Source organism: uncultured Methylovirgula sp. (assembly GCF_947646745.1).
Lineage (GTDB): Bacteria > Pseudomonadota > Alphaproteobacteria > Rhizobiales > Beijerinckiaceae > Methylovirgula.
Genome location: NZ_CANSHK010000007.1, coordinates 25,745 through 52,202, shown reverse-complemented (window position 1 = coordinate 52,202; position 26,458 = coordinate 25,745). Strand labels below are relative to the sequence as shown.

Sequence of the window (26,458 nt, the reverse complement as noted above, 5' to 3'; positions counted from 1 at the left end):
CGCGCTCACCTGAGATATGGAGATACGTAGAAGACGATGAAGATCGCGATCCAAACCGCGGTCACGAAATGCCAATAGGCGGCAATGATGACCGTCGGCGCGTCGCGCCGCAGATCGACATAGCCAAGCAGCGACCAGGCAAGGACCGCGGCGACGCCGATGAGGCCGACGCAAAGATGCAGCAGATCCAGGCCGGTGGTCGTGAAATAAAGCGAGCTATAGAGGCTGTCTGTGAGCGAGAAGGGCTTGCTCTTCCATTCGAGAAGCTCGATCGCGATGAAGATCAACCCGAGCACGAGGCCGATGATAAGGCCGAGGCGATGCTCGAACCCGGCGCCGCGATAGAGGCCGCGCTGTGCGAGCCAGAGCGCGGCGCTGCTGAGCAGCATGATGATCGTCGCCGGCAGCGCGTAAGCGAGAGAGGGATGCGGCTCCGGGCTCCATGTCGGCGGCAATTGCACCGCGGCGTAGAAGTAGCTGAACAGCAGATAGCCGAAGAGGGCGCCTTCCGTCGCGATGACGCAAAGCATCCCGTACCAGCCGGAGGCGCGATGATCGACGCTGCCGACCGGCAGGGTGCGGTCGAGGGCCGTTGTCTCGCTCATGGGGCGGGCTCCACGGTTTGGCCAAGCACCGGCTCCGGCCAAAGCCAGATGAGGATGGCGGCAACGGTCACGATGCAGCCGACGGCAGTCAGCGGCCACAAATGCCACGGCACCACGAGGCCCGCGAAAATAGCCGACACACCGAGCGTGAGAATGAAGGGCGCCGGACTGTCGAACGGCATTTTCAGGATCACGTCCGGCTCACTGTCGAGTGCCGTCGTGCCGATCGTTTCGCGGTCATGGTCGAGGATCATCCCCGCTTCGAGAGAGGAGGCGTCGGTTTCGCCGAGGCGTCGCTCCCACAACGGATGGCGGCTTGCGACCGTTGGCAGGACAGCAAAATTGTAAGGCGGCGGCGGCGACGGGACCGACCATTCCAGCGTCGGGGCATCCCAGGGATTGGGACCGGCGGCGCGGCCCCGGCGCAAGCTCGCGATGACGTTGACGAACGTCAGCAGCACGCCGACGGCGAAGATGAAGGCGCCGATGCTGGTGATCATGTTGAGCGTGTCCCAGCCCATATGCGCTTGATAGGTATAAACGCGGCGCGGCATGCCGAGCAGACCGGTCAAGTGCATCGGCAGGAAGGCGACGTTGAAGCCGATGAAACTGGTCCAGAAGCTCGCCATGCCGAGCTTCTCGTCGAGCAGCTTGCCGGTGAATTTCGGAAACCAGAAATAGAGGCCGCCCAAAACCGGAAACAAATTGATGCCGATCAGCACGTAATGGATGTGCGCGACAACGAAATAGGTGTCGGTCAATTGCCAATCGACCGGAACCGATCCGGTCATGAAGCCGCTGACGCCGCCGATGACAAAGAGCACGATCATGCTGGCAAAGAACAGAAAGGCGGTGGTAATGACCGGGCGTCCGAGCCAGATCGTCAAGGTCCAGGCGAAAACCGCGACTGCGCTGGGGATGGCGATGATGATCGAGACGCCGCTGAAGAACGAAAGCGCCAGCGTCGGCAGGCCGGTCGCGAACATATGATGCACCCAGACGCCGAAGCCGAGCGTCATCGTCGCCAAGGTAGAGAGCACGACCGCCGTATAACCGACAAGCGGCCGGCGGCAGAAGACCGGCAGCGCATCAGATACCATGCCCATCGCGGGCAGGACGATCGCGTACACCCACGGATGCGCGAACATCCAGAAGAGATGCTGCCAGAGCAGCGGCTGGCCGCCCTTGGCGACGTCGAAGAAGTGGGTGCCGAAATTGCGATCGAGCCAGAGCAGGAAGAACGCGAGGCTGACGCTCGGAATGACGAGAATATTCGCCGCCGATGCGGTCAGCGTGCCCCAGATCATGATTGGCACGCGGTTGATCGACATGCCGGGCGCGCGCAGACGCAAAAAGGTGACGACGAAATTGACGGCACCGACCGTCGTCGAAATGCCAAGGAAGATCATTCCCAAGGCATAGAAGTCCATGTTGAGGCCGGGATTATATTCCTTGTTCGCGTAAGGAACGTAGTTGAACCAGCCGTCGTTCGGACCGGCTCCCATGGCGAAGCCGGTGTACATGAAGATGCCCGATGCGACGTAAAGCCAGTAGGAGAGGGCGTTGACGCGCGGAAACGCCATGTCGCGTGCGCCCAAAAGAAGCGGCCACAGATAGTTCGAGAAACCGGAGAGAATCGGCATGGCATAAAGGAAGATCATCGTCATGCCATGTGTCGAAAAGAGCTGATCGTATTGCTCCGGCGTCAGCAGGCTTTCGTTGGGCCGCGCGAGTTGCACGCGCATGATCAAGGCCTCGATGCCGCCAAGCGCCAGGAAGATGAAGGCGGTGACGATGTAGCGGATGCCGATCTCCTTATGATCGACGGTCGAGATCCAGCCGAGGATGCCGGGTTCCGTTTCCCAGATTTTCTCAAGCCTCTCGCGAAAGGCCGGCGAAGCGGTGCCGGTGACGGGGACGCGTTCGAAGGTCATAGCGCCGGCCTCATTTCAGCGTCTGGAGATACGTGGTGACGGCGGTGAGTTCCTGGCCCGACAGGTAAAGGTTGGGCATTTTGGTGCCGGGCTTTTGCCCTTGCGGATCGGCGATCCAGCCGGCGAGTGCGCCGGGCGTATTCGGCAATGTGCCCGCCGCCAAAGTCGTGCGGCTCATGAGATGGGTGAGATCGGGCGCGACCGAGCCGCCGGCCATGCTGCCGCGCACGGTGTGGCATTCGCCGCAATGTTGGACGAAAACCTGCTGGTCTTGCACGAGCGCGGGCGAGGCGGGGGCCGGCGCGGATTTCAACTGGTCTTGCAGCCATTTGTCGAACGCCGCCGGCGATTCTGCAATGACGAAGAGCGCCATATGGGCGTGCTGCTGGCCGCAATATTCGGTGCATTGGCCGCGGTAGCGCCCGGGCTTATCGGCCTCGAGCCAGGTGACGTTGGTCTGGCCAGGAATTGTTTCCGTCTTGCCCGTCAGCGCCGGCACCCAGAACGAATGGATCACGTCTGCGCCGATCAGCTTGACGCGGACCGGTCGCCCGACCGGAATATGGAATTCGTCGGCGGTAGTGAGAACCTTGCTTGGATCCGCGTTCAGATAACGCGCCTTCCACCACCATTGCTGGCCGGTGACTTCGATCGTCAACGGGTTCGACCCGGGCGGCGGCGCGCTGACTTTGGCGAGGACCGCCATCGTCCAGACGACAGAGATCAGGAGCAGGACGGCTGAAATACCAACCCCGAGGCCAAGCCAACCGAGGCCCGTGCCGCGGCGCTCGACCGCGACATCGCCGATGCTCTGTTCCGGCTGCCGCCGCGCCAGAACGCCCCATAAGACCAGCGTCGTGACGATGACGACGACGGAAACGGAAATAATCAGCAGCCCCCACGTCAGGGCCGTGACCGGATAGGCCTTGATGCCAAAGCCGCTGAGATAGGACAGTGGCGTCACCGCGACACCGCCTTTGCGGGAATGAGTTCAGCCCGGACAATGTCGTTCCAGAGGATCAGCATCGAGATGATGAAGAAGATAATGCACCCCGGCACCCACATGATGGCGCCGCCGAGCTGCTGATCCTGCAGCGGCGTCAGGCCCCAGGCGACCGTCGTCAGAAGATGCGGCGTATAAAGCGGCCGCGGCGCGAAGGTGATGAGCGCACCGAGAAAGCCCATCTGCACCGTCGAGATCAGGCCGGCGACAACGACGCGTCCCGCCTGCGCCGGCGATGCATCGATCAGGCTCGTCCATAGCCACAGCGCCGCACCGAAGACGGTAACGTGCATCGACCAGTAGACGAGGGTGCTGCGGAAAGTCTCGGCATAAGGCGCCGGCGCGTGCCAGAACCAGATCAGCGCCGCGAACATGGCACTGGCGCAGAGTGGGGCGATTGCGGTCTGCCGCGTCATCGACCGATGCCACAGCGATGCCGCGAGCGCGAAGGGTCGCCCCGCCGCAACGAGCGGCGCCGCGATCAGCGTCAGGATCATGTGCTGGCCGACGCGGGCTGCAAAGAGCGATACGGAAAGCGGGCAAAGCGGCGAGATCAGCGCCGCCGCAGCGATTATCCAGCCGAGGTAGAAGGTCGCCTGGCGCCACAGGGGCATGTGCTGTCCGGCCCGTGCTGCTTTGGCATTGCCAAAGGCATAAGCGGCTGCGCAGACGAGCAGACACGCAATCAGGATGGGATCGAGGTTCCAGCGCGACCAAAGCGTGTCTGGCGCAGGGGGAAGGCCGCAATAAGGAATTGGCACATCCGCCGAAGCCATCGTCTTATCTCCACACCCGCGTATCAACCGTTTGGTCCGCCGTGCCCCAAACTCGGGTGTGCAGGGAAAGTTTCACCAGGCGGATGGCTGTCGTTCCCATTCGCGTGAACGATTTCGGCCAACCCGTCTCGTGCCAGACGAAGCCGGTAACGCCAGATAAAAAAAGCCCGGGCGGCGACCCGGGCTTTCTGCTTCGGTTTACGCCGCGGCGCTGTTGACTTGGCTCTCGGCGAGCATGGTGAGCTTTTGGTCTGTGGCGCGCTCTTCTTCCAGGGTCTGCTCAAGAAGATCGACGCATTCGTCAGCGCCGAGTTCCTTCGCCCACGCGATCAGCGTGCCGTAGCGGGTGATTTCGTAATGCTCGACCGCTTGCGCCGCGGCGATCAAGGCCGCGTCGAGAACCTTCTTGTCGTCGATCTCGGCGGCAACCTCGTCTGCTTCCTTGATGATTCCATCGATCGCCGGACATTTCACCGATTCCGGCGAGACGCCATGCAGATCGAAGACCTGGTCGAGCCGCTGGATCTGATTCTTCGTTTCGGTGAGATGGGTCATGAAGCCCTGTTTCAGCCCCGGCGTTGTCGCTTTTTCGATCATCTTCGGCAGGGTCGCGACAATGCGGTTCTCTGCGTAATAGATGTCCTTGAGTTGATGGACGAAGAGATCGTCCATGTCTTTTATGTCTTTGGTGAAGAGACCCATGGTGCCTTCTCCTGGCCTAGTTGACGTTACGCCCGGCGCGGGTGCGCCAGTGGTCAGCCAACTGCTTCCAGCGGCAAGGCGTTCCGAACATGAAGAGAGTTGAGCGTCAGCGTGGGCGCGTGAACCGATCGAGCGCAGCGGCGAGCGCCGGTCTTGCGATCGGACGTAACAAAATTTCTTGATCGGCCTTCAAGACTCTACAAGCCATCGCCGATGACCCTAGTTCTGCCCGCAGAGCCCCGCAGAGGCTCGCACAGCAGGGAGAAATCAATGAAAAGGTTGATAATGACCGCATTGCTCGTGGGTGCGGCGATGACGCCGGCCTTGGCAGCCGACCAATATACAGTCGTCAAGGATACGGTCGGAAATTGCTCGGCCGTGGTCGCGTCACCCGGCGGATATCCGGGTATGCAAGTCTTGAGCGACAAGAACTATTCCTCGCTCGAAGAGGCCAACAAATCGCTCGACAGCGTGAAGGACTGCAATGGATTGGTCCGTTAGTCGGTTATGATCGAGGCGCTCACTGCGATCGGCGCCAAGGATCACTGTCTGAAAGACAATCGGCGCCAAACCATCGGGCGCTAAACTATCGGACTTAAAACCATCGGTGTTAAAACCATCGGATTGTCGTTACCCTGCGCCAATCCGATGGATTCGCTCAGAATCGCTTTTGCCCTTTGCCCGCTGCGACCACAGGTGCGGCCCCAAGCTCCAAACGAAGTCGTTCGAAAACAAAGTCGCTCGAAGCGAAACGGCGTCATCCGAGCGGGGCTGCCGCAAGACCGTTATTGCAACAAAAAATTCGATTCAAAAAATTCGATTCAATTGTCGCGATCGTCATCTGATCGTCATCGTTTGCGTCGGACAGGGCTCGGCAATGCCATGACCGGATGCAGCGTGGCTATACCGAAGCGCTCAGGTGAAGTACATGATAGGGCCGCGATTCGCCATAGTCGCGCATCAAGGGGAGCTCCTTATGAAAACGCTCGGGATTGTGTTGCTTGGCATTGTGGTCCTTTTTACCAGCTTGTCGTCAGCGTTTGCCCTCGGTGGCTGCGGCCCGAACCGCCACCGCAATGCGTGGGGCTACTGCGTTTGGGGTGGTCAAAATCAAGCCTGGTGCTTAAGGCATACCGGCCATCCGGCCGTTCGCATGCCCAATGGGAACCTGCGCTGCTTCCGCTGATTGCCATCAGCGTTAGAAACATCAACGACCGGGCCGGCGATTCTCGCCGGCTCTTTCATTTTGGGGAAGGACGCGCAAATTCTCCGGTCCGTGGGAGACCTATCTGCCGCGGCGTCGGCATGAATCGCGCAGCGCCGTGAGCGGCACGAAAAAGCCGCCAAATGGCGGCCATGGATGCGGATTATCCAGCAAAATCAACTGGCTGGGGGACCTGGATTCGAACCAAGATTAACGGAGTCAGAGTCCGCTGTTCTACCATTGAACTATCCCCCATCAAAACCGTCTCAGATCAATACTTTAAGAGGCGGTTGGCAATGGGTCCGAGACCAAGGCCGGGTGTTTTAGAATCCCCGCTCGTGCCCTGTTTGGGAGGCGCTTCTAGAATGGTTTGGAGCGTCTTGGCAAGCGCCAACTTCAATGGGGTTCGGGCCGCGGCGGTCGTCGGCCGGGTTGACCAGACAGGCGTCGGGCCTTTCGGGGACGTCGTGGCAATGGGGCGGGACGGCGGAAAGGCCGCCTCTTTCAGCGCGTGCGACCCTTTCTCACAATTTGCTCGCAGTGATCGCCCTCGCGCCGCGCGGAGGCCAAAGCCGCCCTCCGTCACATGCCCAGTTTCACGAAGCGGTGAGGAGCGTAACGGTGGGGTTCGAAGGCGCGAAGACAATAAAGCGCGGCGCTCTGGAGCATGTCGAGCCTCGGCATCGATAGCAGCCGGCGGTCCGGGCAGGTCCGCGCCTCTCCGGTCGCGGTTTAGCGTTCGACTCCACGCGGCACGCGATGAAGAGTGGCGCCACGGCGATGAGGCCGAGCGCGAGGCAGATTATTTCAGGGAGGTCCTATGCGCGTGTCACATCTTGTCTTTAGCGCAATCATGCTCGCCGCTCCCGCGATGGCTTCTGCGGCAGAACGGCCGGTCGTCGTCGAGCTCTTTACATCCGAGGGCTGTTCGTCCTGTCCCCCGGCTGAAATGTTCTTGAACGAACTGTCACATCAGCGTCGCGATGTGCTGCCGCTCGCCTTTCATGTGACGTATTGGAACTCTCTCGGTTGGAAAGACCCGTATTCGCTTGAGAGTGCAACGCTCCGCCAGGCCTCCTACGGGGCGCGATTCGGCGACGGCTCATACACGCCCGAAATGGTTGTCAATGGACGCAGAGATCTCGTTGGATCCGATCGCGGCAAAGCAAATGCGGCAATCGAACAGGCCAGAAGCGATTTCACGGCCGCAAGTATCGAAGCCAAACGCGTTGGTGATGCCATTTCGATCAGCGTCGGACGCGGTTCCGGGACTGCAAGGGTGCTATTGGTCGGATTCGATCCGCAGCACCGCACCTCTATCGGGCGTGGCGAAAATGCGGGGAGAACCCTCACTGAATCAAACATCGTTCGCTCGATTCAATCGATTGGCGAGTGGACCGGAGATGAAACGACCTTTTACGCCAAAGTTCATGCCGGGCTTCAGGAAGCGGTACTCCTTGAAGCGGCGGACGGCAGCGTTGTCGGTGCCGCGCGCGTGCCCGATCTTCATTGATTGAGAAACGTCTAGATATTTGACGCAATGATCGTGGGCTGGCGACCTCGTTGCCAGCGTCGCGCGTGTCGCTCAGCACCCGCTGGCCTTGATCTAAGTCATTTGCGCCCGGGATGCGATGAAGGAAAGTTGCCGAGCTCACGTCCTGTTGCGAGGCTAACGGAGGAGGCCGCGATCGGCCACCCGGCCGCCCGTAGTGTTCTCCCCGAGAGTCTCGTGAGGACAATCATCGGGAACACCTGCCGCCATGAATATCTACAACAGCTTCTACAAAGCGAGAAAGCCGGAAGGCATCGACAAGCGCAAGGCGCATATCGTCGGGGGAGGCATTGCCGGACTCGCCACCGCTGTCTTTCTCGTGGACGACGCGGGCATGCCGGGCCAGAACATCGCGATCTACGAGAAGCTGCCTGATCTGGGGGGCTCGCTCGACGGCATACGCAAGCGCGCAGGATATCAGAATCGCGGCGAGCGCGAACTGGAGCCCTATATGGAGTGCCTCTGGTATCTTTGCAGCAAGATTCCCTCGCTTGAGAACAAGGATCGCTCCGTACTCGACGGCGTCGTCGATTTCAACAAGGATGAGCCGATCCATTCTGAGGCCCGCGCGCTTGTGAAACAAGGGCACATCGTCGGCAATATCCACGACATGAAGCTTCCGAATCACGTGAACACAAAATTATTCCATCTTCTCACTTCGAGCGAGAAAGATTACGAAGACGTTTCGATCGAAGACTATTTCGGTAAGGGCTCAGCGTTTTTCGCAGGCAATTTCTGGCTCTGCTTCCACACGATGCTCGCATTCAAGCCGCACCACAGCGTCATCGAGCTCCGTCGCTACATGAATCGCTTTGCGCCGAACGACTTCCGCATCGAGTACCTCGAAGGGATACTCCACACGCGATATAACGAGTTCGACGCCATCGTGAAGCCGATCCTCTCCTGGCTTCACGCACACAAGATTTCGATTATGACCGACATCTCCGTCACCGATATCGCTCTAGACCTGGCGTGTACGACGGTCACGGCGCTGCATCTTAAGCACAATGGGACCGAGGAGACCGTTGCGGTTGCGCCGACCGACCTCGTGTTCGTTACCAACGGTTCTATGACGCAAAATTGCACCTATGGCGATAATGGGACCGTGGCGTCCATCGACCGCCGCACCGACGATCGCGGCGTTTTCACACTCTGGGAAAGACTGGCGAAGAAGCACGATAAGTTCGGGCATCCGGAAAAATTCATTAGCGACATCGAGAAGACCAAATGGATGTCGTTTTTTCCGACGATCAAAGGCTATCCGCAGTTCATAAAAAGGCTCGAACGACTCACCGGCAGCAAGGCGGGTACGGGCGGCGCGATCTCGATTGCCGATTCAGCCTGGGAAATCGGCCTCATCCTGCACCACAAGCCGTTCTTCCCCGATCAGGCCGATGACGAAGACGTGTTCTGGGGGAATGGGCTCTCCGGCGAGCGCATCGGCGATTACGTCAAAAAGCCGATGCATGAGTGTACGGGCGAGGAGATCATGACCGAAGTCCTCTATCACCTGGGCTTGCTCGGCATGAAGAACGATCTCTTCACGCACATGCATGTCTCGACCTGCATGATGCCCTATATCAACAGCGAATTCATGCCGCGCGGGGTCGCCGACAGGCCGAGGGTGGTGCCCGAAGGGTGCGTCAATATCGGGTTCATCGGGCAATATGTCGAGGTCGAGAGCGACGCGGTCTTCACCGTCGAGACGTCGGTGCGCACGGCGATCGAGGCTGTCTATACGCTCACCAAGCTCGACCGGTTGTATCCCGAAGTATATCCGTCGCGCTTCGATATTCGCTGCGCGGTTGCGCATGCGCGCCGCTTCCTTGGCGTCAACGGACGTCCGTTCACCGAGCACGATCTTCCGTCTATCAACCCGCTCGAACTGATCGGCCTGAAGAAGCGCATCGTGGCTCTGCTGAATTCCGTTCCGCCATTTCCCTATCTGTACCCGGGTCGCGACCGCACCGTGCCGGAAAAGGTCTCGGTACTCAATCCGGAATTCCCCGTCGATGCGGCGGAATAGGCGAAAAGGCCAGTGCTTTTAGGCTCACATCGAGAGGTCGTTGGCACAGCGGCATCCTGGCTCTTGGCGTCATCGCTCTGAAGCTTTGCGCGTTGCGCGATGCCGGGTGCAATTCCCACAGTGCTGGCGTTCAAGCGAAGCGGATGCTCGTCTAAACGGCACCCTGAGCGAAAACATCTCATAGCCGGAGCTTATGCGTCCGATTCAGGGCGTCTCGATCGGTTGAACGGCATTGCCAAGCGGCCAAGACGATTGACCGGTTTGGAGTGATATCATAGCGGATGGAAGCGTCGGCTCCCGCGTCGTGCCGAGCCGAAATCGCCCGCCGGTTTTAAGGTGGGTATGCAGGTTATTGCTAATGCAACGGGTGATTGCCGAGGTGGGTGATGCGCCGGGCGCTCAGTTTATTCGAACGCAATCTCGCGACATTCTTTGCCGCATACAGTCTGATTTTTATTGCTTTCGCGGCATTGAGCCCGATTGTCGGCGATTATTGCCCCTATCTGCAGCAATGGCACAATGTTTCCGTCGGCCTCGACCCGTGGCTGAATGACGAGACGCAGGTCGTCCATCGTATTCCGTGGGTCAGTTTCTGCGGCACGTTCTACGCGACTGCGCCGAATGCTTATGGACCTTTGTTCAACGTCTACGGCATGACCTCGCTCATATTTCCAACGATCCCGCGTGTTCTCGGCTGTATTCTCTTTCTGGCCGTGTCCTGGATGATCGCAAAGCGCGTTCACGCTCGCCAGGAACTCGATTGGAAGATACGCTTTTGGCTTTACGCCGGGCTGCTCGATAATCTCTTGTCGTTTCTTCTTGTGACAATTGTCGGCGGCAATGATGTTTATATCGCGTTCTTCGTCTGCTGCGCGCTTTTTGCTTTTATCTTGGAAAATGAGGCTCTCGCCGGCGCGGCGCTCGGCATCGGCGCGCTGATCAAATTCTATCCGCTCTATCTGGTCCCGTTTCTAGCCCTCGACCGGCGGCGCTTGAGCGTCAAATTTATCGCCGTCGCGGTGGCCATATTCGTCCTTGGAATGGGGCTGGCCTATCTCGTCTGGGGCCAGCTGATCTTCAAGCCATTGTTCTGGAATCTCGGCCGCGGCGCATCACGCTCGTCAATCATTTTCATTTTTGCCCTAGGACTCGGGAAACTCTTTCATGTTGCGATCCCCGCCTCGCGTCTGGTCTTGATGACGCTGGCTCCCGCGGCGATCGCGGCCCTGATCGTGCAATATCAACTGCGGCTCTCGCGCCTCACGGGGTTCATGATCGGCTATCTCGTCATCCTCATTTTCAATCAGATCAGCTACCCGGAATATTATTTTCCGTTGATGATGACGATTTTCATCTACGTTCTGAACGAAAATCCGCCACCCGCGCTCATCCGCGCATTGGCGATTTTGTTCATGACGATCTTACTGAACGCCGCCTTCTTCACGCTGGTGACGAATTATAAGAAGGAAAGCTTCAGCGGCATCCGAGTGGGTGCGACGCTTATCGTCACGCTGATCGATGTCTATCTCATCGTCGAACTTATACGGCAGGGCAGGCGTGCGGTTGAACCTAAGTTCCGCGCTGCCATGTGAAGATCGAAGTCAGCGCATAATTTAACAGCGCGCCGACGACGGCACCGGCTACCCCGGCAAGCACCCACAGGCCGGTCAATTCGTAGAGATCGCGCGCAAGGGTGATGCTCGTTAGAGCACCGAGGCTGCAACAGCACGCGAACGAGGCGAAGCCGCGCACAGCCTGCCAGCCGCCAAGCCGGCAGTCACGATAGGTCAGTGAATTGTTGAGCAGAAAATTGGATGTCATGGCGGCGGCAGTCCCCAGCGCTTCGGCCGGGGTGAAACCGACCTTGCCGGTGAGCATGGCGAGCCGCAGCACGATCAGATTGACGAGGACGCCGCTTGCGCCGACGAGCGCAAACATGAAAAACCGCCGCGGAAAATGGCCGCCACTGATCTTTTCCGCGAGCAGGAGAATATATTCGACGCCCGTTAGAGCATCGAGCTTGCTCTCGCCTGAATGACGCGCACGGAACCGATAGGGCAGTTCGACGACGCGCAGCGGCCGCGGCGATGACGCGAGAACGTCGATCAGGATTTTGGTCCCGATACCCGAAAGATTCGGTGCGAGACCGTCGATCAGTTTTCGCCGCAGCATGAAGAATCCGCTGACGGGATCAGCGAGGTCCGATTTCAACAGCCGGCGCGCCAGCTCTGCGCCGAGCCGGCTTAAACGTTTGCGCCCGTGCGACGCGAGGCCATCCGCCGCACCCGAGCTAACATAGCGGCTTGCAACGACCACATCGGCATTTTCTTCGACAAGCGCATCGCGCATGTATGGCAAAAGCGTTTCGTCATGCTGCAGGTCGGCATCGATGACAGCGATCAATGTAGCCGTCGTCGATAACATGCCTTCGATGCAGGCCGAGCTGAGGCCGCGCCGCCCGATGCGGCAGATACAGCGCACCCGGCGGTCGGACGCGCCAAGGGCCCGCACCCGCGCAGCAGTTCCGTCCGCCGAGTTGTCATCGACGAACACGACTTCCCAGTCGATTCCGGTCAAAACACCGTCGAGCCGTTCAACCAATATTGCGACATTGTCGCACTCGTTGAAGGTCGGAACGATGACACACAGTTCGGGCGCGTTTTCGACATCGTCGGCAATCGCGATCGACCTGGAATCGGCGACATCGAAGGATGAAAAGATCCGGTTCATGCGCGTCGACTTGCAAAATACTTAATGCGAAAATCGAAATAGCAGTGGATATAACTTAATTTATAACGCTAGCTAAGCGATTGGAATGCTGTCAAGATCGGCAATCGGGGAGAATGGGGTCTGTGCCTATGTAGGATAATTATGCAACGATGACGTAGGCATTACGCCGCGTTTGGTGCATTTGACGGAAGCACACCCCGCTTAAATATTGAGCCTGTCGAAGACCGCCGCCGGAAGATTGCGCACGATCAGCATAATGCCGCGCCAGAACGTCGGAGCGTAAACGACGGGGCCGCCTTTTTCGCCGGCGCGGACAATGATCGGCGCGATGGCGTCCGGCTTTGCCCAAAGAGGCCCGTTGTTTGCCATGCCTGCGGTCATGGGCGTTTCGACGAAACCGGGCTTGATGATGACGGCGCGCGCCCCCAGGGGCGCCAATTTGTGGGCGATGCCTTCGACCAAATGTGCGAGGCCGCCTTTCGTCGCGCCGTAAATGAAATTCGAGCGGCGCCCGCGATCGCCGGCAACGGAACCGATCACCAGAAGTGTGCCACGGCGCTGCTTTTCGAGCACCGCAGCGGCGGCGAGGCTCCAGGCCGCGGCGCTGGAGAAATTGGTTGCGATCACTTTGGCGGCCGCGGCAGGATTGCGCTCGAGCTCGCCCTGGTCGCCGGAGATGCCATAGGCAAGAAGCAGAAGATCGAGGCCGCCGAGACGGTCGACCATCTTGCCGAGTTCGGCGCCCGCGTCGGCGGTGACAAAATCGAGTGGCCAGTCGATCGCTTCGCTCGCGCCGCGGGCTTTAAGATCGGCGGCGATCTTGTTCAACCGCGCCTCATTACGGCCGGCGAGAATGATGCGCGCGCCGTTCGCGGCCCAGAGGCGCGCGGCGGCTTCGGCAATCGCCGAAGTCGCGCCGAGGATCACGATCCGCTGCGGCGCTTTGGGGGCGACGACTTCCTGCGACGGGCCGCTCATGCCGCCACTCTTCGCCAGAAATCGGAACTCATCAAGGGGTCCCTTTGCAAATCTTGCCAGCGCGGAAACGAGCGGCGGAACATGCTGTGCGTCATGCGGCCGTCCTTAGCCGGGTAAAGGGCGCCGCCGGCGTCGGCGACAATGGCATCGAGCCGCGCGAGGAGGGCGCGCGTTTTTTCGCCGTGATTCGGAAAATCGAGGGCCAGAGTCGTCCCGGCCCGCGCAAACGACAAAAGTCCCGGCGCGGGAAGGTCGCCAAATGTCTTGAGCATTGCGAGGAATGAAACTTGCCGATCTGCGGCGATGGTAGCAAACAGGTCGCGGATCGCGTCGCGCTGCGCGGCGGGCGGGATCACGCATTGATATTGCAGGAGACCGTTGCGGCCATAGAGCCGGTTCCAATCGCCGAGAGCATCGAGCGGGTAGAAGAATTTCCGATAGTGCTGCAGCTTCGTCCCGGCGCCGGCCAGGAGCCGGTAATAAAGCGTATTGAACGCGCCGATACCCGGCGGGCTGAGCAAGAAATCAGGCGCATCGAACGGAACCCGCGGCCAGCTTTGATCGCGGTGGGCATCGAAAAAACCATAGGGCGTCCAATTCGCACGCCGAAAGATGCCCCGCCCGAGGCCCTCGCCATGCGCGAAACAATCGACCCAGGCGATGGTGAATTCGAATGTCTCCGCGCTCGCCTCTGCGAGATCCCAAAAAGCATCCAGAGTTTCGAAGGGCAGTGTCTCGACTTCGAGATAGGCGCTGTCGATCTTGGCGAGCGAGATTTCCGCCCATTCGATGATGCCGGTGAGGCCAAGGCCGCCGATCGTCGAGGCAAACAGAGCAGGGTCGGAATCGGGCGTCAACGTCGAGCGGCCGCGGTCGCTGCGCACAAGACCGAGCGCGCGCACGTGCCGGCCAAAACTCCCGGCGGCGTGATGGTTCTTGCCGTGGATGTCATTGGCGATCGCGCCGCCGAGCGTGACGAACCGCGTCCCCGGAGTCACCGGCAGAAACCAGCCATGCGGGACGATTAATTGCAGGATCTCGGAAAAGCTGGCGCCGGCCTCGGCACGCAGAATGCCGTTCAGCGGATCGAAGGCGATGATCCGGTCAAGCCGCGACATATCGATCAGATCACCGGTCTCGTTGAGGCAAGAATCGCCGTAAGAGCGGCGGAGCCCCACGGCGAGCAAGCTCGAGCCTCTCGCGGCATCGATCAACGGGGTGAGCTGATCGGCGAAGCGCGGCGTCGCCACGCGCTGCGGCTCGCGTGCGACGCGTCCCCAGGAAAAAATATCATCGCGGCTGACGAAAGCTTCGCTCATCTGCGGACTTTCCCGGTCAGCCCGTGCCGGAAACCGGACCCGCGCGCGGCGGGGCGATCTTCGTGCACAAGCCGGATGATCATCGTTCACTTTGCCGCAACGGCACAAGGCCCAAACCCGATTGGGCAGAAGAAAAGACGGCTCTCGCCAGCATGCAAACGGCCGCCGTTTCGCACTTGAAAACGACGGGACGATGAAAAGATGTCGGATCGATGTTTACTTCCGCGAGAACGGCCGCAATGCCTCGCGCGCCAGTTCGTCGGCGCGCTCGTTCATCGGGTGACCGGCGTGGCCCTTGAGCCAATGCCAGCGAATGTCGTGCGGTGCGGCGGCTCGTTCGAGTTCCTGCCAGAGCTCGACGTTTTTGACGGCCTTTTTGTCGGCGGTGCGCCAGCCGTTCTTCTTCCACGTCGCGAGCCAGGTCGTGATTCCGCCGCGCAGATAGGCGGAATCGGTGTGGAGATCGACGCTGCACGGCCGCTTCAGCGCCTCCAAGGCGCGGATTGCGGCGGTGAGTTCCATGCGATTGTTGGTGGTCGCCGCCTCGCCGCCGGAAAGTTCTTTGCAGTGATCGCCGAAGGTCAGAATGGCGCCCCAGCCGCCAGGTCCCGGATTGCCGGAGCAGGCGCCATCGGTCCAGATCGTCACTTTTTCGCTCAAAGCGCCAATCCGAGGTCGCGCGGGCCGGTGGCGCGCTGATGGAAGCGCAAGCGTTTCACATATTCGCGCGGATCCTTGGGACGGACCAAAGCGCCAGGCGGCACATTCAGCCAATCGACCAGCCGCGTCAGCGTGAAGCGCAAGGCCGCGCCGCGCGCCAGAACCGGCAAGGCAGCTGCCTCCGTGTCGCTCAGGCGTCGGCAGCTCTGATAGGAATCGATGATCGCTTTCCCCTTGGTGACATTGAACGAAAAATCCGGCTCGAAGCACCAGGCGTTGAGACAGACGGCAAGGTCGTAGGCGAGGAAATCGGTGCAAGCAAAGTAGAAGTCAATCAATCCTGACACCTTCTCTCCAAGGAAGAGAACATTGTCGGGAAAAAGATCGGCGTGGATGACGCCGCGCGGCAGGTTATGCGGCCAGAGCGCCGCCAGCGCCGCGAGTTCGCCGGCGAGGAAAGCCGCGAGGCCCGGCTCGACACTATCGGCGCGGTCCTCGGCCTGAGCGAAAAGCCGGGGCCAAGCGGAAATCGACAGATCGTTCGGCCGTTGGCGCGGAAAATCGGCGCCGGCACGATGCAATTTGCCGAGCGCGGCGCCGAGCGCCGAGCAATGGGCGACGGAGGGCGTGCGCGTCGAAACGCCTTCGAGAAAAGTGACGATGGCAGCCGGCCGGCCAGCCAGCGTGCCGAGCAGGTCGCCTTGTTTCGTTTTCACCGGCTGCGGGCAGACGAGCCCATGGGCTGACAGATGTTCCATCAACGCGAGGAAAAACGGCAGATCCTCGGGCCGGACGCGCTTTTCATAAAGCGTCAGGATGAAAAAGCCGGCCGTGACATGCAGCAGGAAATTGGAGTTTTCGACGCCTTCGGCAATGCCCTTGTAGGCAAGTAATTTGCCCAGCCCATAATCGGCAAGGAAGTTTTCAAGAGCGAGATCGGAAACGTCTGTGTAGACAGCCATGGTGCCAGCGGTGGTGAGGCGGGGAAGGGAGCAGTTCAGGCGGCGTCGTCTTGGGCCAATCTATCATCGGCGGGCGGCTCCGCCACCGGTGCCGGCACCAACGCATCGGGATTGATGACGCCACAGGAGACGATGAGCTTGACCGCATCGTCGGGGCTCATCGCGACTTCTTTCACCGCACTTGCGGGCAGAAAGAAGTAGAAGCCGGTCGTCGGGTTGGGCGTACACGGCAGGAAGACCGAAACATAATCTTCCTCGACGGGCGGCAATTTCGCCGCGACGCTCCGCGCCGGCGGCACCGAGATGAAGACCAGCGTCCAGGTGCCCTTGACGGGGAATTCGATCAGCCCGACTTTGCGGAACGAGGAGCCGGTCTGCGAGAAGATCGTCTCGAAGACCTGCTTCACACTCTTATAAATCGAGCGGATGATTGGCGTGCGTCCAAGAGTGGCTTCGCCAAGCGCGATCAGGCTGCGACCGGCCAGATTGGCGGCGAGAAAGCCAAGCAGGGTCAGTGCGAGAAAAGCAAAGATGACGCCCAGGCCCGGCACCCGGAACGGCAGGAATTTGTCCGGCCAGAAATTTAGCGGCACGAGTTTGCGCACGGCGCTGTCGACCGTGTCGACGAACCACCAGACGATATAGACGGTGATCGCCAGGGGACCGGCGACGACGATGCCGGCCAAAAACCAATTTCGGATGCGGCCGCCGATCCCGGGGCCTCTGCTCACGGGCTCCATATCGCCGGGCGGGAATGAATTCTCGATCATGACTCGCTGCCTTGCCGGACTTTAGCAGGACATGCAGCGCGCGAAAGCGCAAGCGGTCGGGTCGCCTTTTGGTATTTCTACCTGGGAGGGTCGCCGCGAGAAAAAATATCTTTTTTGTGCCGGTTTTACGGGCAAGATGCCTTTTGAAGCGTGACAATGCGTCACGTCTGGGCTACAAACCCTCGTCATCCTGTTGAGAGCCCCAGGGTTCCAGGATGCAGACGTAGTCCAAGTCGTGGGAGGAAACCCTTTCATACGCCGGGCGGACATGTACCGTCCCTAGAAGCGAGAAGGGGTCTAGGACGAGGGAGCGAAGAGGCGAAGCGAGGCCCTTGAGCCTGCTTCGCCTTTTGCTTTTTGAAGGTCTGATCGTCAGCGACGCGATGATCAGAGGTCCGATTGCGCTTCGCCGCGCGCCCACCGGGCTTTGGTCTCGGCACAGAAATCGCCGTAGCGGCCGGCGGCGATCGCAGCACGAACCTCCGCCATCAGGGCTTCGTAATAAGCGAGGTTGATCGTCGTCAGCAGCATCATGGCGAGGATTTCGCCGGCCTTGACGAGATGATGCAGATAGGCGCGCGAATAGAGGCGTGCAGCCTCGCAGGGCGCCTCGGGATCGATCGGCCGCGGGTCGTCGGCATGTTTGGCATTGCGCAGATTGATGCGGCCGAAACGGCTGTAGACGAGGCCGTGGCGGCCGGCCCGCGTCGGCATCACGCAATCGAACATGTCGATGCCGCGCCGCACGGCTTCGAGCAGATCGTCGGGCGAGCCAACCCCCATCAGATAGCGCGGGCGCCCGCTGGGCAGATGCGTGACGCTCGCTTCGATCATCGCCAGCATCACCTCCTGCGGCTCGCCGACAGCGAGACCGCCAAGCGCATAACCGTCGAAGCCCATGCCGACGAGCGCCTCGGCGCTGACACGGCGCAGAGCCGGGCTGGCGCCGCCTTGCACGATGCCGAAAAGCGCGCGGCCGGGCTGACTGGCGAAGGCGATCTTGCAGCGCTCCGCCCAGCGCAGCGAGAGTTGCATGGCGCGCCCGACCTCGGCCTCGGGTGCCGGAAGTTTTACGCATTCGTCGAGTTGCATCTGGATATCGGAGCCGAGCAGGCGCTGGATTTCCATCGCGCGTTCGGGCGTCAGATGATGCCGCGCCCCGTCGATATGCGATTGGAAGGTGACGCCGCTTTCATCGAGCTTGCGCAGCTTGGCGAGCGACATGACTTGGAAGCCGCCGGAATCGGTGAGGATCGGCCAGGGCCAATTCATGAATTTATGCAGGCCGCCGAGTGCCGCAACGCGCTCCGCTCCGGGCCGGAGCATCAGGTGGTAGGTGTTGGCAAGCACGATATCCGCGCCAAGCGCGTGAACGTCGCGCGGAACCATGGCTTTCACGGTCGCGGCGGTGCCGACGGGCATGAAGGCGGGCGTGCGGATCTGGCCGCGCGGCAGCCCAATGGTGCCGTTGCGCGCCGCGCCGTCTGTGGCATGAATGTCGAATAAAAGCTCTGTCATGATGCAGGGTGGAGCAGGCAGGCGTCGCCATAAGAATAGAAGCGATAGCCCGATGCAATCGCATGTTTGTAGGCCGCCTGCATGGTCTCAAGACCGCTGAAGGCAGAGACGAGCATGAATAGCGTCGAGCGCGGCAGATGGAAATTGGTGAGCAGCAGATCGACCGCCTTGAAACGATAGCCGGGCGTGATGAAAATCGCCGTCTCGCCGGCAAAAGGCGCGATCTCGCCGGCGGCGGTCGCCGCCGATTCGAGCACGCGCAGGGGGGTCGTGCCGATCGCGACGATACGCCCTCCCGCAGCGCGCGCGCGATTGAGCTGCGCCGCGGTTTCGGCGTCGATCTCGCCCCATTCGGCGTGCATATGATGCGCGCGCGTGTCGTCAGCCTTCACCGGTAGAAATGTGCCGGCGCCCACATGCAGAGTGACCTGCGCGAAGGCGATGCCGCGTGCCGTGATCGCCGTCTTCAGCGCCGGTGTGAAATGCAGGCTCGCCGTCGGCGCCGCGATGGCGCCCGGATGCACGGCAAAGAGGCTCTGATAATCATCGACGTCTTGGGCGTCGGCCGGCCGCTTGCCGGCGATATAGGGCGGCAGCGGCATGGCGCCATAGGTCTCGATGGCACGATTGAGATCGTCGCCTTTGAGCGCAAAGGCGAGCAGAACTTCGCCCTCGCCGCAATTTTCGAGCACTTCGGCTTCAAGAGCGGGATGCGAAGGGTCGGCGCTCTTGCGCTGGAAGAAGATCGCATCGCCGCGCTGCAATTTACGGGCGCCTTTGGCGAAGCCGCGCCAAGCGTTTTCCGAAACGCGCTTGTGCAGCAGCACTTCGATCTTGGCCTCAGCGACCTCGCGGATGCGGACGCCTTCGAGCCGGGCGGGGATCACCCGCGTATTGTTGACGACGAGCACATCGCCGGGCCGCAGGAGGTCGGGCAGGTCGCGGATCGATTGATCCAACAGGGGCGGCGTCGACTGCGGCGCGACGACGAGCATGCGCGCGGCATCGCGCGGCGCGATGGGGCGCAAGGCAATGCGGTCTTGCGGGAGATCGAAATCGAAGAGATCGACGCGCATCGGTTCGTCACCGCGCGCGGCGCGAAGCGGTCCAGTCTATGCCTGCCTGGATCGCTTCGTTGCTGACGCTCCTCGCAATTGCGGCGCGCAAATTTTTCTCTAGCTCAGCGTCGCCGAGAGAATCCGGTCCGGATCGCGTACCGGCTCGCCACGCTTGATCTTGTCGACATTCTCCATCCCGGAGACGACCTTGCCCCAGACGGTATATTGCTTGTCGAGAAAGCGTGCGTCGTCGAAGCAGATGAAGAATTGCGAATTGGCGGAATCGGGATTCTGCGCGCGTGCCATCGAGACCGTGCCGCGCACGTGCGGCTCGGCGTTGAACTCGGCTTTGAGATTGGGATATTTCGAACCGCCCGTGCCGGTGCCGTGCGGGCAGCCGGTCTGCGCCATGAACCCATCGATGACGCGGTGAAACGTGACGCCATCGTAGAAATGCTCACCGACAAGCCGCTTGATGTGCTCGACGTGCTTGGGGGCGAGATCGGGGCGCATCTCGATCACCACCGGTCCCTTGGTCGTCTCAAGCGTCAATGTATTTCCGGCTTCCGCCATCGCGTGCCTCCATCCTTGTGTCGGCGCTTCCCTTAGAACATGTTCGGCAAAAGTTGTACGACTTTTTCCATGGGAACATGGCCGAGCCCTTGAAACGGCGCGTCTTCCTGTCGCGCATAACTTCTCGGAAGCGCCCGCTGCCCCGAACCGGGCGTGATCTAGACCTTTGAGGCGTAACTTGCCAAACGCCCGTAAAGGCCTAGGTAGTGGGGAGAAGCCGCAAAGCGCGTGAGATTTTCCATGTCACAGGCGTCTTCTTCCGGTTTGGGCGAAAGCGCTGAAAAGCCGCCAGAAGGGTCGCGCCGCGATTTCCTCTTTATCGCGACTACGACTTTTGCGGGCTTCGGCGCGGCAGCTGCGGTAGTGCCGTTCTTCTCGCAAATGGAGCCGGATGCTTCGACCATCGCGGCCGGCGGCCCGGTCGATATCGATCTCAAGACCACCGCGCCTGGACAGAACATCGTCGCCTTATGGCGACGGCGCCCGATTTATATCTTGCGCCGCCCGCCCGATCTGCTTGCCAGCCTGCGATCGCCTCAGTTGATCGATCTTTTGGCAGATCCGGGGTGCAACGTCTGGCAACAGCCGCCCTACGCAGCCAATTGGCATCGCTCGATCAAACCTGAATTTCTCGTTGTCGTCGGCATTTGCACGCATCTCGGCTGCCTGCCGAAATGCTTCCCGAACGCCAGTCCCACGGTACCCGTGGCGGCTTGGCCGGGTGGCTATTTCTGTCCGTGTCACGGCTCGAAATACGATCTCGCGGGCCGGGTCTTCAAAGGTGTCCCGGCCCCGTACAATCTACCCGTTCCGCCATACCGCTTCGTCAGCGATACGATCGTGCGGATCGGCGAAAATCCATCCGGCGAAAAATTCGATTTCGATTCGATCGTTCAGATCTGACGCTATTTCGCGTCGGTTGCGAGTTCCATTTTTACGATCTTGTCGGGGTCGGTGACCATGCCGTTGTCGGCCTGCGAACCTTTCTTGATCTTATCGACCACATCCATGCCGTCGATCACTTGGCCGAAGAGCGTATATTGCCCGTTGAGAAAATCAGAATCGGCGAAGCAGATGAAAAATTGCGAATTGCCGGAATTCGGGTCGTCGGCGCGCGCCATGCCTAGTGCGCCGCGCTTGAAAGGCGCTTTCGAGAATTCGGCCGGGACATTCGGCAGGTCGGAGCCACCGGTGCCGGTGCCCGTCGGATCGCCGGTTTGCGCCATGAAGCCGTCGATGACGCGATGGAACTTGAGACCATTATAGAAACCACGTGCGGTCAGCGTCTTGATCTGTTCGACCGTTTTCGGCGCGAGATCGGGTCGCAGCAGGATCGTGATCTTGCCATCCTTGGTATAGAGGTAGATTTCGTTTTTCAGATTGGCCGCGGCGAGCGGCAGCGTCAGCAGCAGGACGGCGAGGGCAGCCAAAAGGCCGCGGCGGATCAGGCGCATGTTTCCTCCTCGGAAGAGATCAAGGTGCCGTGTTGAGTTTCACGGCGAGAGCTTTGGCGACGACATCGGGCACGAAAGGCGTCACATCGCCGCCGAGCAGGGCGATTTGGCGCACCAATGTCGCGGCAATGTGACGGACGTGCGGGGAGGCGGCAAGAAAGATCGTCTCGATATCCGGTGCCATCACGCCATTCATGCCGGTCATCTGTGTCTCGTAGTCGAGATCGGTGCCGTCGCGCAGTCCACGTACGAGGAGCGTGGCACCGACCTCGCGCGCGGCGGTGACGGCCAGGCCGGAGAAAGTCAGCACCGATAATTTGCACGAATGGGCTGCGGTGAGGTCGCCGCAGGCTGTACGCAGGAGATCTGCCCGCTCGGCGGCGGAAAACATCGGCGTCTTGCCAGGATGCACGCCGATCGCCACGACGAGCTCGTCGCAGAAGCGCGCCGCCCGCGTGATGATATCGACATGCCCGTTGGTCAGCGGGTCGAATGTGCCGGTATAGAGCGCCTTCAGCATCATGGCCTCTCTCTAGCCGAGCCCGCGGGCAGGGGCAAATGGCGCCCTCAGGCGCCCGCTTCGCCCTCGCCGTTCTCCGGCGCTTCGTCCTCGCTGATCCGCTCGACGCTGACGACGCGCTCGTCCTCGGCGGTGTCGAGGACGATGACGCCCTGCGTGCCGCGGCCGGCGACACGAATGCCCTCGACCGGGCAGCGGATCATCTGGCCGCCGTCGGTCACGAGCATGATCTCGTCCGTCTCCTCGACCGGCATGGAGGCGACAAGCGGCCCGTTGCGCGGATTGACCGCCATCGCGACAATGCCTTTGCCGCCGCGTCCGGTGATCCGGTATTCGTAGGACGAGGTGCGCTTGCCGTAGCCGTTGGCAGAGACCGTCAGGATGATTTCTTCCGCCGCCGACATCTGCGCATAGCGCTCCGGCGGGAGTGCGGCGGGTGTTTCTTCGCCGTTCGCTTCTTCGCCTGCCGTGTCGCCGGCCTCGGCCGCTTCGCCGGCAATGGCGCGGCGCATCTTGAGATAGGCCATGCGCTCGCCGCTCTCGGCCTCGATGTGGTGGAGGATCGCCAGCGAGATGACGCGATCGCCTTCGCCGAGTGCGATGCCGCGGACACCCATCGAATCGCGGCCCTTGAAGACGCGGACATCGGTGACCGGGAAGCGGATGCACTGGCCGCCGGCCGTTGTCAGCAGCACGTCGTCGTTTTCGGTGCAGATTTGCACGTCGACGATCTCTTCGCCGGGATCGAGCTTCATGGCGATCTTGCCGGCGCGGTTGACCTGGGCGAAGTCGGAGAGCTTGTTGCGCCGCACCGTGCCGCGCGTCGTCGCGAAGATCACGTCGAGCTTTTCCCATTGCTCTTCGTCTTCCGGCAGCGGCATGATGGTCGTGATGCGTTCGCCCTGTTCGAGCGGCAGGATATTGACCAAAGCCTTTCCGCGCGCCTGCGGCGCGGCCGCCGGCAGCCGCCAGACCTTTTCCTTATACGCTTGGCCGAGCGAGGAGAAGAACAGGACCGGCGTATGCGTCGAGGCGACGAAGAGTTTGGCGACAAAATCCTCGTCCCGCGTCTGCATGCCGGTGCGGCCCTTGCCGCCGCGCCGCTGCGCCCGATAGGCCGACAGTGGCACGCGCTTGATGTAGCCGGCATGCGAGACGATGACGACGACGTCTTCGCGTTGGATCAAGTCTTCGTCCTCGAACTCGGCGTCGTTATCGAGGATTAGCGTGCGCCGCGGCGTCGCGTGGGCGAGCTTGATGGCGAGCAATTCGTCCTTGATGATGCCGAAGAGGCGCGCGCGGGACCGGAGAATATCGAGATAGTCGGCGATTTCGGCGGCGTGTTTTTCGAGCGCTTGGCCGATTTCCTCGCGGCCGAGCGCGGTGAGGCGTTGCAGGCGCAGTTCGAGGATGCCGCGCGCTTGCGCCTCGGAGAGGCGGCAGGTGCCTTCTGCCGAGAGGACATGGCGCGGATCGGCGATCAGTGCGATCAAGGGCGCCATGTCGCGCGCCGGCCAGTCGCGGCTCATCAGGGCTTCGCGCGCCGCCCCGGCATCGGGCGATGTGCGGATGACGCGGATCACCTCGTCGATATTGGCCACCGCAATGGCAAGGCCGACCTGCAAATGCGCCGCATCGCGCGTCTTACCGAGCAGGAATTTGGTGCGCCGGGTGACGACTTCTTCGCGGAAATCCACGAAGGCGCGCAGGAAATCTTTGAGGTTCAGCGTCTCGGGGCGGCCGCCATTGAGCGCGATCATATTGGCGGGGAAGCTCGATTGCAGGGCGGTGAAGCGCCAGAGCTGATTCAGCACGACGTCGGCGACCGCATCGCGTTTCAATTCGATGACGATGCGCATGCCCTGGCGGTCGGATTCATCGCGCAGGTCCGAAATGCCCTCGACCTTTTTCTCGCGCACAAGCTCGGCGATCTTTTCGAGCAGCGCCGATTTGTTCACCTGATAGGGAATTTCGGTGACGACGAGCGCGTCGCGCTCCTTGCGGATTTCCTCGACCTCGACTTTGGCGCGCACGAGGATCGAGCCGCGGCCCGTATGATAGGCGGAGCGGATGCCGGCGCGGCCGATGATATTGCCGCCGGTGGGAAAATCCGGACCGGGAATGATGCCGATCAGATCTTCGAGGCTGATCTCCGGCCTGTCGATCAGCGCAATCACCGCATCGATGACTTCGCCGAGATTATGCGGCGGAATGTTTGTCGCCATGCCGACGGCAATGCCGCCCGCGCCGTTGACAAGAAGGTTGGGATATTTCGCTGGCAGCACGACCGGTTCGCGCTCGCGGCCGTCGTAATTCGGCTGGAAATCGACGGTCTCATTGTCGAGATCGTCGAGCAGCGGCAAAGCGGCGGGTGCGAGGCGCACCTCGGTATAGCGTTCGGCCGCCGGCGGATCGCCGTCAACCGAGCCGAAATTGCCCTGGCCGTCGATGAGCGGTAGCCGCATCGAGAATGGCTGCGCCATGCGCACCAGCGCGTCATAAATCGCCAGATTGCCGTGCGGATGGTATTTGCCCATCGTGTCGCCGGTGACGCGCGCCGATTTGTTATAGGCGCGATCCGGCGTGTAATTGTTCTCGTACATCGAGAAGAGAATGCGCCGGTGCACCGGCTTCAGGCCGTCGCGCACATCGGGCAGCGCGCGGCTGACGATCACGCTCATCGCGTAATCGAGGTAGCTGCGGCGCATTTCGTCTGAAATCGAAACCGGGCGGACGTCGGACCCTGCAGGTCCGGCGCCGTTTTCTTCATTATCGGCCAAGGCAAATCATCCAAGTCTGGAGGTGATTTTCATATAATCGAAGCCGCCGCAAATTGCCAGCGCGGCGGCTGTCTTGGCGTGACAAAATAGCTATTTGTTTCAATCGGATACGAGCTCTGCGGCGGATGTTCACAGCAACCTGCCGGTGAACCGGTTGAAGCCGGCTCAGCGTGACAAGAAATCGGCGATTCGATCGCCGAGCGGTGCCATCGCGAAGAGGCCATTGGCGTGGCCGAATGGGCCTTGGATTTCCGCCGTTTCGACCGGGGCGCCGCCCTTGGCGATCGCCGCCGCAGTGGCGCGGGCTTTGTCGGCGCGAAAGACCTGGTCGGTGGACGAATAGAGGAACAACGTCTTGGCGCGAACGTTCTCGAGGTCGGCCAACGTGCCGGTCGGGCCGGCGGCAAATGTCTGGTTCGCCTTGACGAGATAGAGCAGGTGGTTGGCGTCGGCGATGCTGGCACGCTCGGCGGCGATCGCCGCGATCGCGGCTTCGACTTTGTAGGCATTGCCGAGCGCGTCGACCGGCGCGGCGCCTTCGTCGGCAAAAGCGCGGCCGAATTGGGCATCGACCCATTGCCCGTGATTGGCCTGGAGGGTGATGAGTTTGAGCGCCAAAGTCAGGCCGGCGGCGGGCTGCGCGTCGATCGCATAGGCGCCGTTCTTCCAGGCCGGGTCGGCGCGGATCGGCGCCCCCCAGAGCCCGAGCCAGGCGATGAGCCACGCGTCGATTTCGCCGGCACAGACGACAGGCATGATGCGATCCATCATGCCTGGATAAGCGGCCGCCCAGGCGAGCGTCTGCAGGCCGCCCATGGACGGTCCGATGACGGCGTGAAGTTTTCGAATGCCGAGATGATCGACGAGCGCTTTTTGAACGGCGACAAAGTCCGCGATCGTCACCGGCGGAAAGCTCAGGCCATAGGGCCGGCCGGTGTCGGGATCGATCGTTGCCGGCCCGGTCGTCACGACGCGCGGGTCGCGGGCGTTGAGATTGACGAGCGTATCGGCGGAAAAAACGAAATAGCGATCCGTATCGATCGCTTTGCCGGGGCCGATCAGGACGTCCCAATAACCCGGATAGACATCATCCTTCGCATAGCGGCCGGCGGCATGGCTGGTGCCGGAAAAATAATGCGCGACAAGGATTGCATTCGAGCGATCGGCATTGAGCCTGCCGTAGCATTCCCAGCCGATGCGGAGATTTTTAATGACCCGGCCGCCGGTTGCGTGGAATTCCGGCAGTTCGAAGATTTTTTTCGCGACGATCATGTCCGCCCCCGCCGCATGATCGCCGCGGCGCGCCGGGCAATCAACTCCTATCCGACCGCAGC

23 protein-coding genes and 1 tRNA gene are annotated in these 26,458 nt (G+C 61.1%); 5 read left to right on the top strand and 19 right to left on the bottom strand.

Annotation, left to right across the window (positions count from 1 at the left end):
• Positions 1-5: 5 nt before the first annotated feature.
• From Q0025_RS03415 to Q0025_RS03395, 5 genes are all read right to left on the bottom strand, one after another.
• Entirely contained in the window at positions 6-605 is a 600-nt protein-coding gene (locus Q0025_RS03415; RefSeq protein WP_297296031.1) for a cytochrome c oxidase subunit 3, read from the bottom strand.
• Positions 602-2,539, bottom strand: coding sequence for a cytochrome c oxidase subunit I (gene ctaD, locus Q0025_RS03410; protein WP_297296029.1), 1,938 nt, complete (start codon positions 2,537-2,539; stop codon positions 602-604). The genes Q0025_RS03415 and ctaD overlap by 4 nt, the downstream gene beginning before the upstream one ends.
• Before the next feature lie 10 nt (positions 2,540-2,549).
• Entirely contained in the window at positions 2,550-3,503 is a 954-nt protein-coding gene (gene coxB, locus Q0025_RS03405) for a cytochrome c oxidase subunit II (RefSeq protein WP_297296027.1), read from the bottom strand.
• A complete protein-coding gene (locus Q0025_RS03400; protein ID WP_297296025.1) occupies positions 3,500-4,318 on the bottom strand; it encodes a cytochrome c oxidase assembly protein in 819 nt (272 codons plus the stop codon). Before Q0025_RS03400 ends, coxB begins: the two co-directional genes overlap by 4 nt.
• A 198-nt stretch (positions 4,319-4,516) precedes the next feature.
• On the bottom strand, positions 4,517-5,020 hold the full coding sequence (locus Q0025_RS03395) for a ferritin-like domain-containing protein (RefSeq protein ID WP_297296023.1): 504 nt from the start codon (positions 5,018-5,020) through the stop codon (positions 4,517-4,519).
• Between the two features lie 270 nt (positions 5,021-5,290).
• Between Q0025_RS03395 and Q0025_RS03390 the strand changes: the two genes are divergently transcribed.
• Positions 5,291-5,521 (top strand): hypothetical protein, encoded by a 231-nt coding sequence (locus Q0025_RS03390; RefSeq protein ID WP_297296021.1) that lies wholly within the window; start codon positions 5,291-5,293, stop codon positions 5,519-5,521.
• A gap of 884 nt (positions 5,522-6,405) precedes the next feature.
• Here Q0025_RS03390 and Q0025_RS03385 read toward each other — a convergent pair.
• Positions 6,406-6,479, bottom strand: a tRNA-Gln gene (locus Q0025_RS03385).
• A 565-nt stretch (positions 6,480-7,044) separates the two neighbouring features.
• On the opposite strand from Q0025_RS03385, the gene Q0025_RS03380 reads away from it, so the two are divergent.
• The 3 genes from Q0025_RS03380 (at position 7,045) to Q0025_RS03370 (ending at position 11,394) form a co-directional block, all read left to right on the top strand.
• Entirely contained in the window at positions 7,045-7,737 is a 693-nt protein-coding gene (locus Q0025_RS03380) for a thioredoxin family protein (protein ID WP_297296020.1), read from the top strand.
• A 247-nt stretch (positions 7,738-7,984) separates the two neighbouring features.
• Positions 7,985-9,802, top strand: a complete 1,818-nt coding sequence (locus Q0025_RS03375; protein ID WP_297296018.1) for an oleate hydratase — start codon at positions 7,985-7,987, stop codon at positions 9,800-9,802.
• Positions 9,803-10,272: 470 nt separating this feature from the next.
• A complete protein-coding gene (locus Q0025_RS03370; protein WP_297296016.1) occupies positions 10,273-11,394 on the top strand; it encodes a glycosyltransferase family 87 protein in 1,122 nt (373 codons plus the stop codon).
• Here the strand turns inward: Q0025_RS03370 and Q0025_RS03365 are convergent.
• From Q0025_RS03365 to Q0025_RS03325, 9 genes are all read right to left on the bottom strand, one after another.
• Positions 11,372-12,532 carry a glycosyltransferase family 2 protein gene (locus Q0025_RS03365; protein WP_297296014.1) on the bottom strand — a complete coding sequence of 387 codons (1,161 nt, stop codon included), beginning with the start codon at positions 12,530-12,532 and terminating at the stop codon, positions 11,372-11,374. The two genes, Q0025_RS03370 and Q0025_RS03365, sit on opposite strands and share 23 nt — an antisense overlap.
• A gap of 201 nt (positions 12,533-12,733) precedes the next feature.
• The gene (locus Q0025_RS03360) at positions 12,734-13,510 is read right to left on the bottom strand and encodes an SDR family NAD(P)-dependent oxidoreductase (RefSeq protein ID WP_297296012.1); all 777 of its coding nucleotides are present in this window, start codon (positions 13,508-13,510) and stop codon (positions 12,734-12,736) included.
• A complete protein-coding gene (locus Q0025_RS03355; protein WP_297296011.1) occupies positions 13,507-14,829 on the bottom strand; it encodes an FAD-binding oxidoreductase in 1,323 nt (440 codons plus the stop codon). The genes Q0025_RS03360 and Q0025_RS03355 overlap by 4 nt, the downstream gene beginning before the upstream one ends.
• Before the next feature lie 216 nt (positions 14,830-15,045).
• The gene (gene rnhA, locus Q0025_RS03350; RefSeq protein ID WP_297296009.1) at positions 15,046-15,489 is read right to left on the bottom strand and encodes a ribonuclease HI; all 444 of its coding nucleotides are present in this window, start codon (positions 15,487-15,489) and stop codon (positions 15,046-15,048) included.
• Entirely contained in the window at positions 15,486-16,451 is a 966-nt protein-coding gene (thrB, locus tag Q0025_RS03345) for a homoserine kinase (RefSeq protein ID WP_297296007.1), read from the bottom strand. The genes rnhA and thrB overlap by 4 nt, the downstream gene beginning before the upstream one ends.
• Positions 16,452-16,486: 35 nt before the next feature.
• Positions 16,487-17,221, bottom strand: coding sequence for a DUF502 domain-containing protein (locus Q0025_RS03340; RefSeq protein WP_297296005.1), 735 nt, complete (start codon positions 17,219-17,221; stop codon positions 16,487-16,489).
• Between the two features lie 387 nt (positions 17,222-17,608).
• The gene (gene tgt, locus Q0025_RS03335) at positions 17,609-18,739 is read right to left on the bottom strand and encodes a tRNA guanosine(34) transglycosylase Tgt (protein ID WP_297296003.1); all 1,131 of its coding nucleotides are present in this window, start codon (positions 18,737-18,739) and stop codon (positions 17,609-17,611) included.
• Positions 18,736-19,815, bottom strand: a complete 1,080-nt coding sequence (queA, locus tag Q0025_RS03330) for a tRNA preQ1(34) S-adenosylmethionine ribosyltransferase-isomerase QueA (RefSeq protein WP_297296001.1) — start codon at positions 19,813-19,815, stop codon at positions 18,736-18,738. The genes tgt and queA overlap by 4 nt, the downstream gene beginning before the upstream one ends.
• A 99-nt stretch (positions 19,816-19,914) precedes the next feature.
• The gene (locus tag Q0025_RS03325; RefSeq protein WP_297296000.1) at positions 19,915-20,370 is read right to left on the bottom strand and encodes a peptidylprolyl isomerase; all 456 of its coding nucleotides are present in this window, start codon (positions 20,368-20,370) and stop codon (positions 19,915-19,917) included.
• Between the two features lie 240 nt (positions 20,371-20,610).
• On the opposite strand from Q0025_RS03325, the gene petA reads away from it, so the two are divergent.
• A complete protein-coding gene (gene petA / locus Q0025_RS03320) occupies positions 20,611-21,273 on the top strand; it encodes a ubiquinol-cytochrome c reductase iron-sulfur subunit (RefSeq protein WP_297295998.1) in 663 nt (220 codons plus the stop codon).
• 2 nt (positions 21,274-21,275) lie between these two features.
• Here the strand turns inward: petA and Q0025_RS03315 are convergent, their stop codons facing one another.
• The 4 genes from Q0025_RS03315 to Q0025_RS03300 form a co-directional block, all read right to left on the bottom strand.
• Positions 21,276-21,824 carry a peptidylprolyl isomerase gene (locus Q0025_RS03315; protein WP_297295996.1) on the bottom strand — a complete coding sequence of 183 codons (549 nt, stop codon included), beginning with the start codon at positions 21,822-21,824 and terminating at the stop codon, positions 21,276-21,278.
• Between the two features lie 19 nt (positions 21,825-21,843).
• Positions 21,844-22,347: a pantetheine-phosphate adenylyltransferase gene (gene coaD / locus Q0025_RS03310; RefSeq protein WP_297295994.1), complete on the bottom strand. Its 504-nt coding sequence runs from the start codon at positions 22,345-22,347 to the stop codon at positions 21,844-21,846.
• 44 nt (positions 22,348-22,391) lie between these two features.
• Complete coding sequence (gene gyrA, locus Q0025_RS03305; RefSeq protein WP_297295992.1) at positions 22,392-25,124, bottom strand: DNA gyrase subunit A; 2,733 nt, start codon at positions 25,122-25,124, stop codon at positions 22,392-22,394.
• A 165-nt stretch (positions 25,125-25,289) separates the two neighbouring features.
• A complete protein-coding gene (locus Q0025_RS03300; protein WP_297296092.1) occupies positions 25,290-26,447 on the bottom strand; it encodes a homoserine O-acetyltransferase in 1,158 nt (385 codons plus the stop codon).
• Between the last annotated feature and the right edge of the window lie 11 nt (positions 26,448-26,458).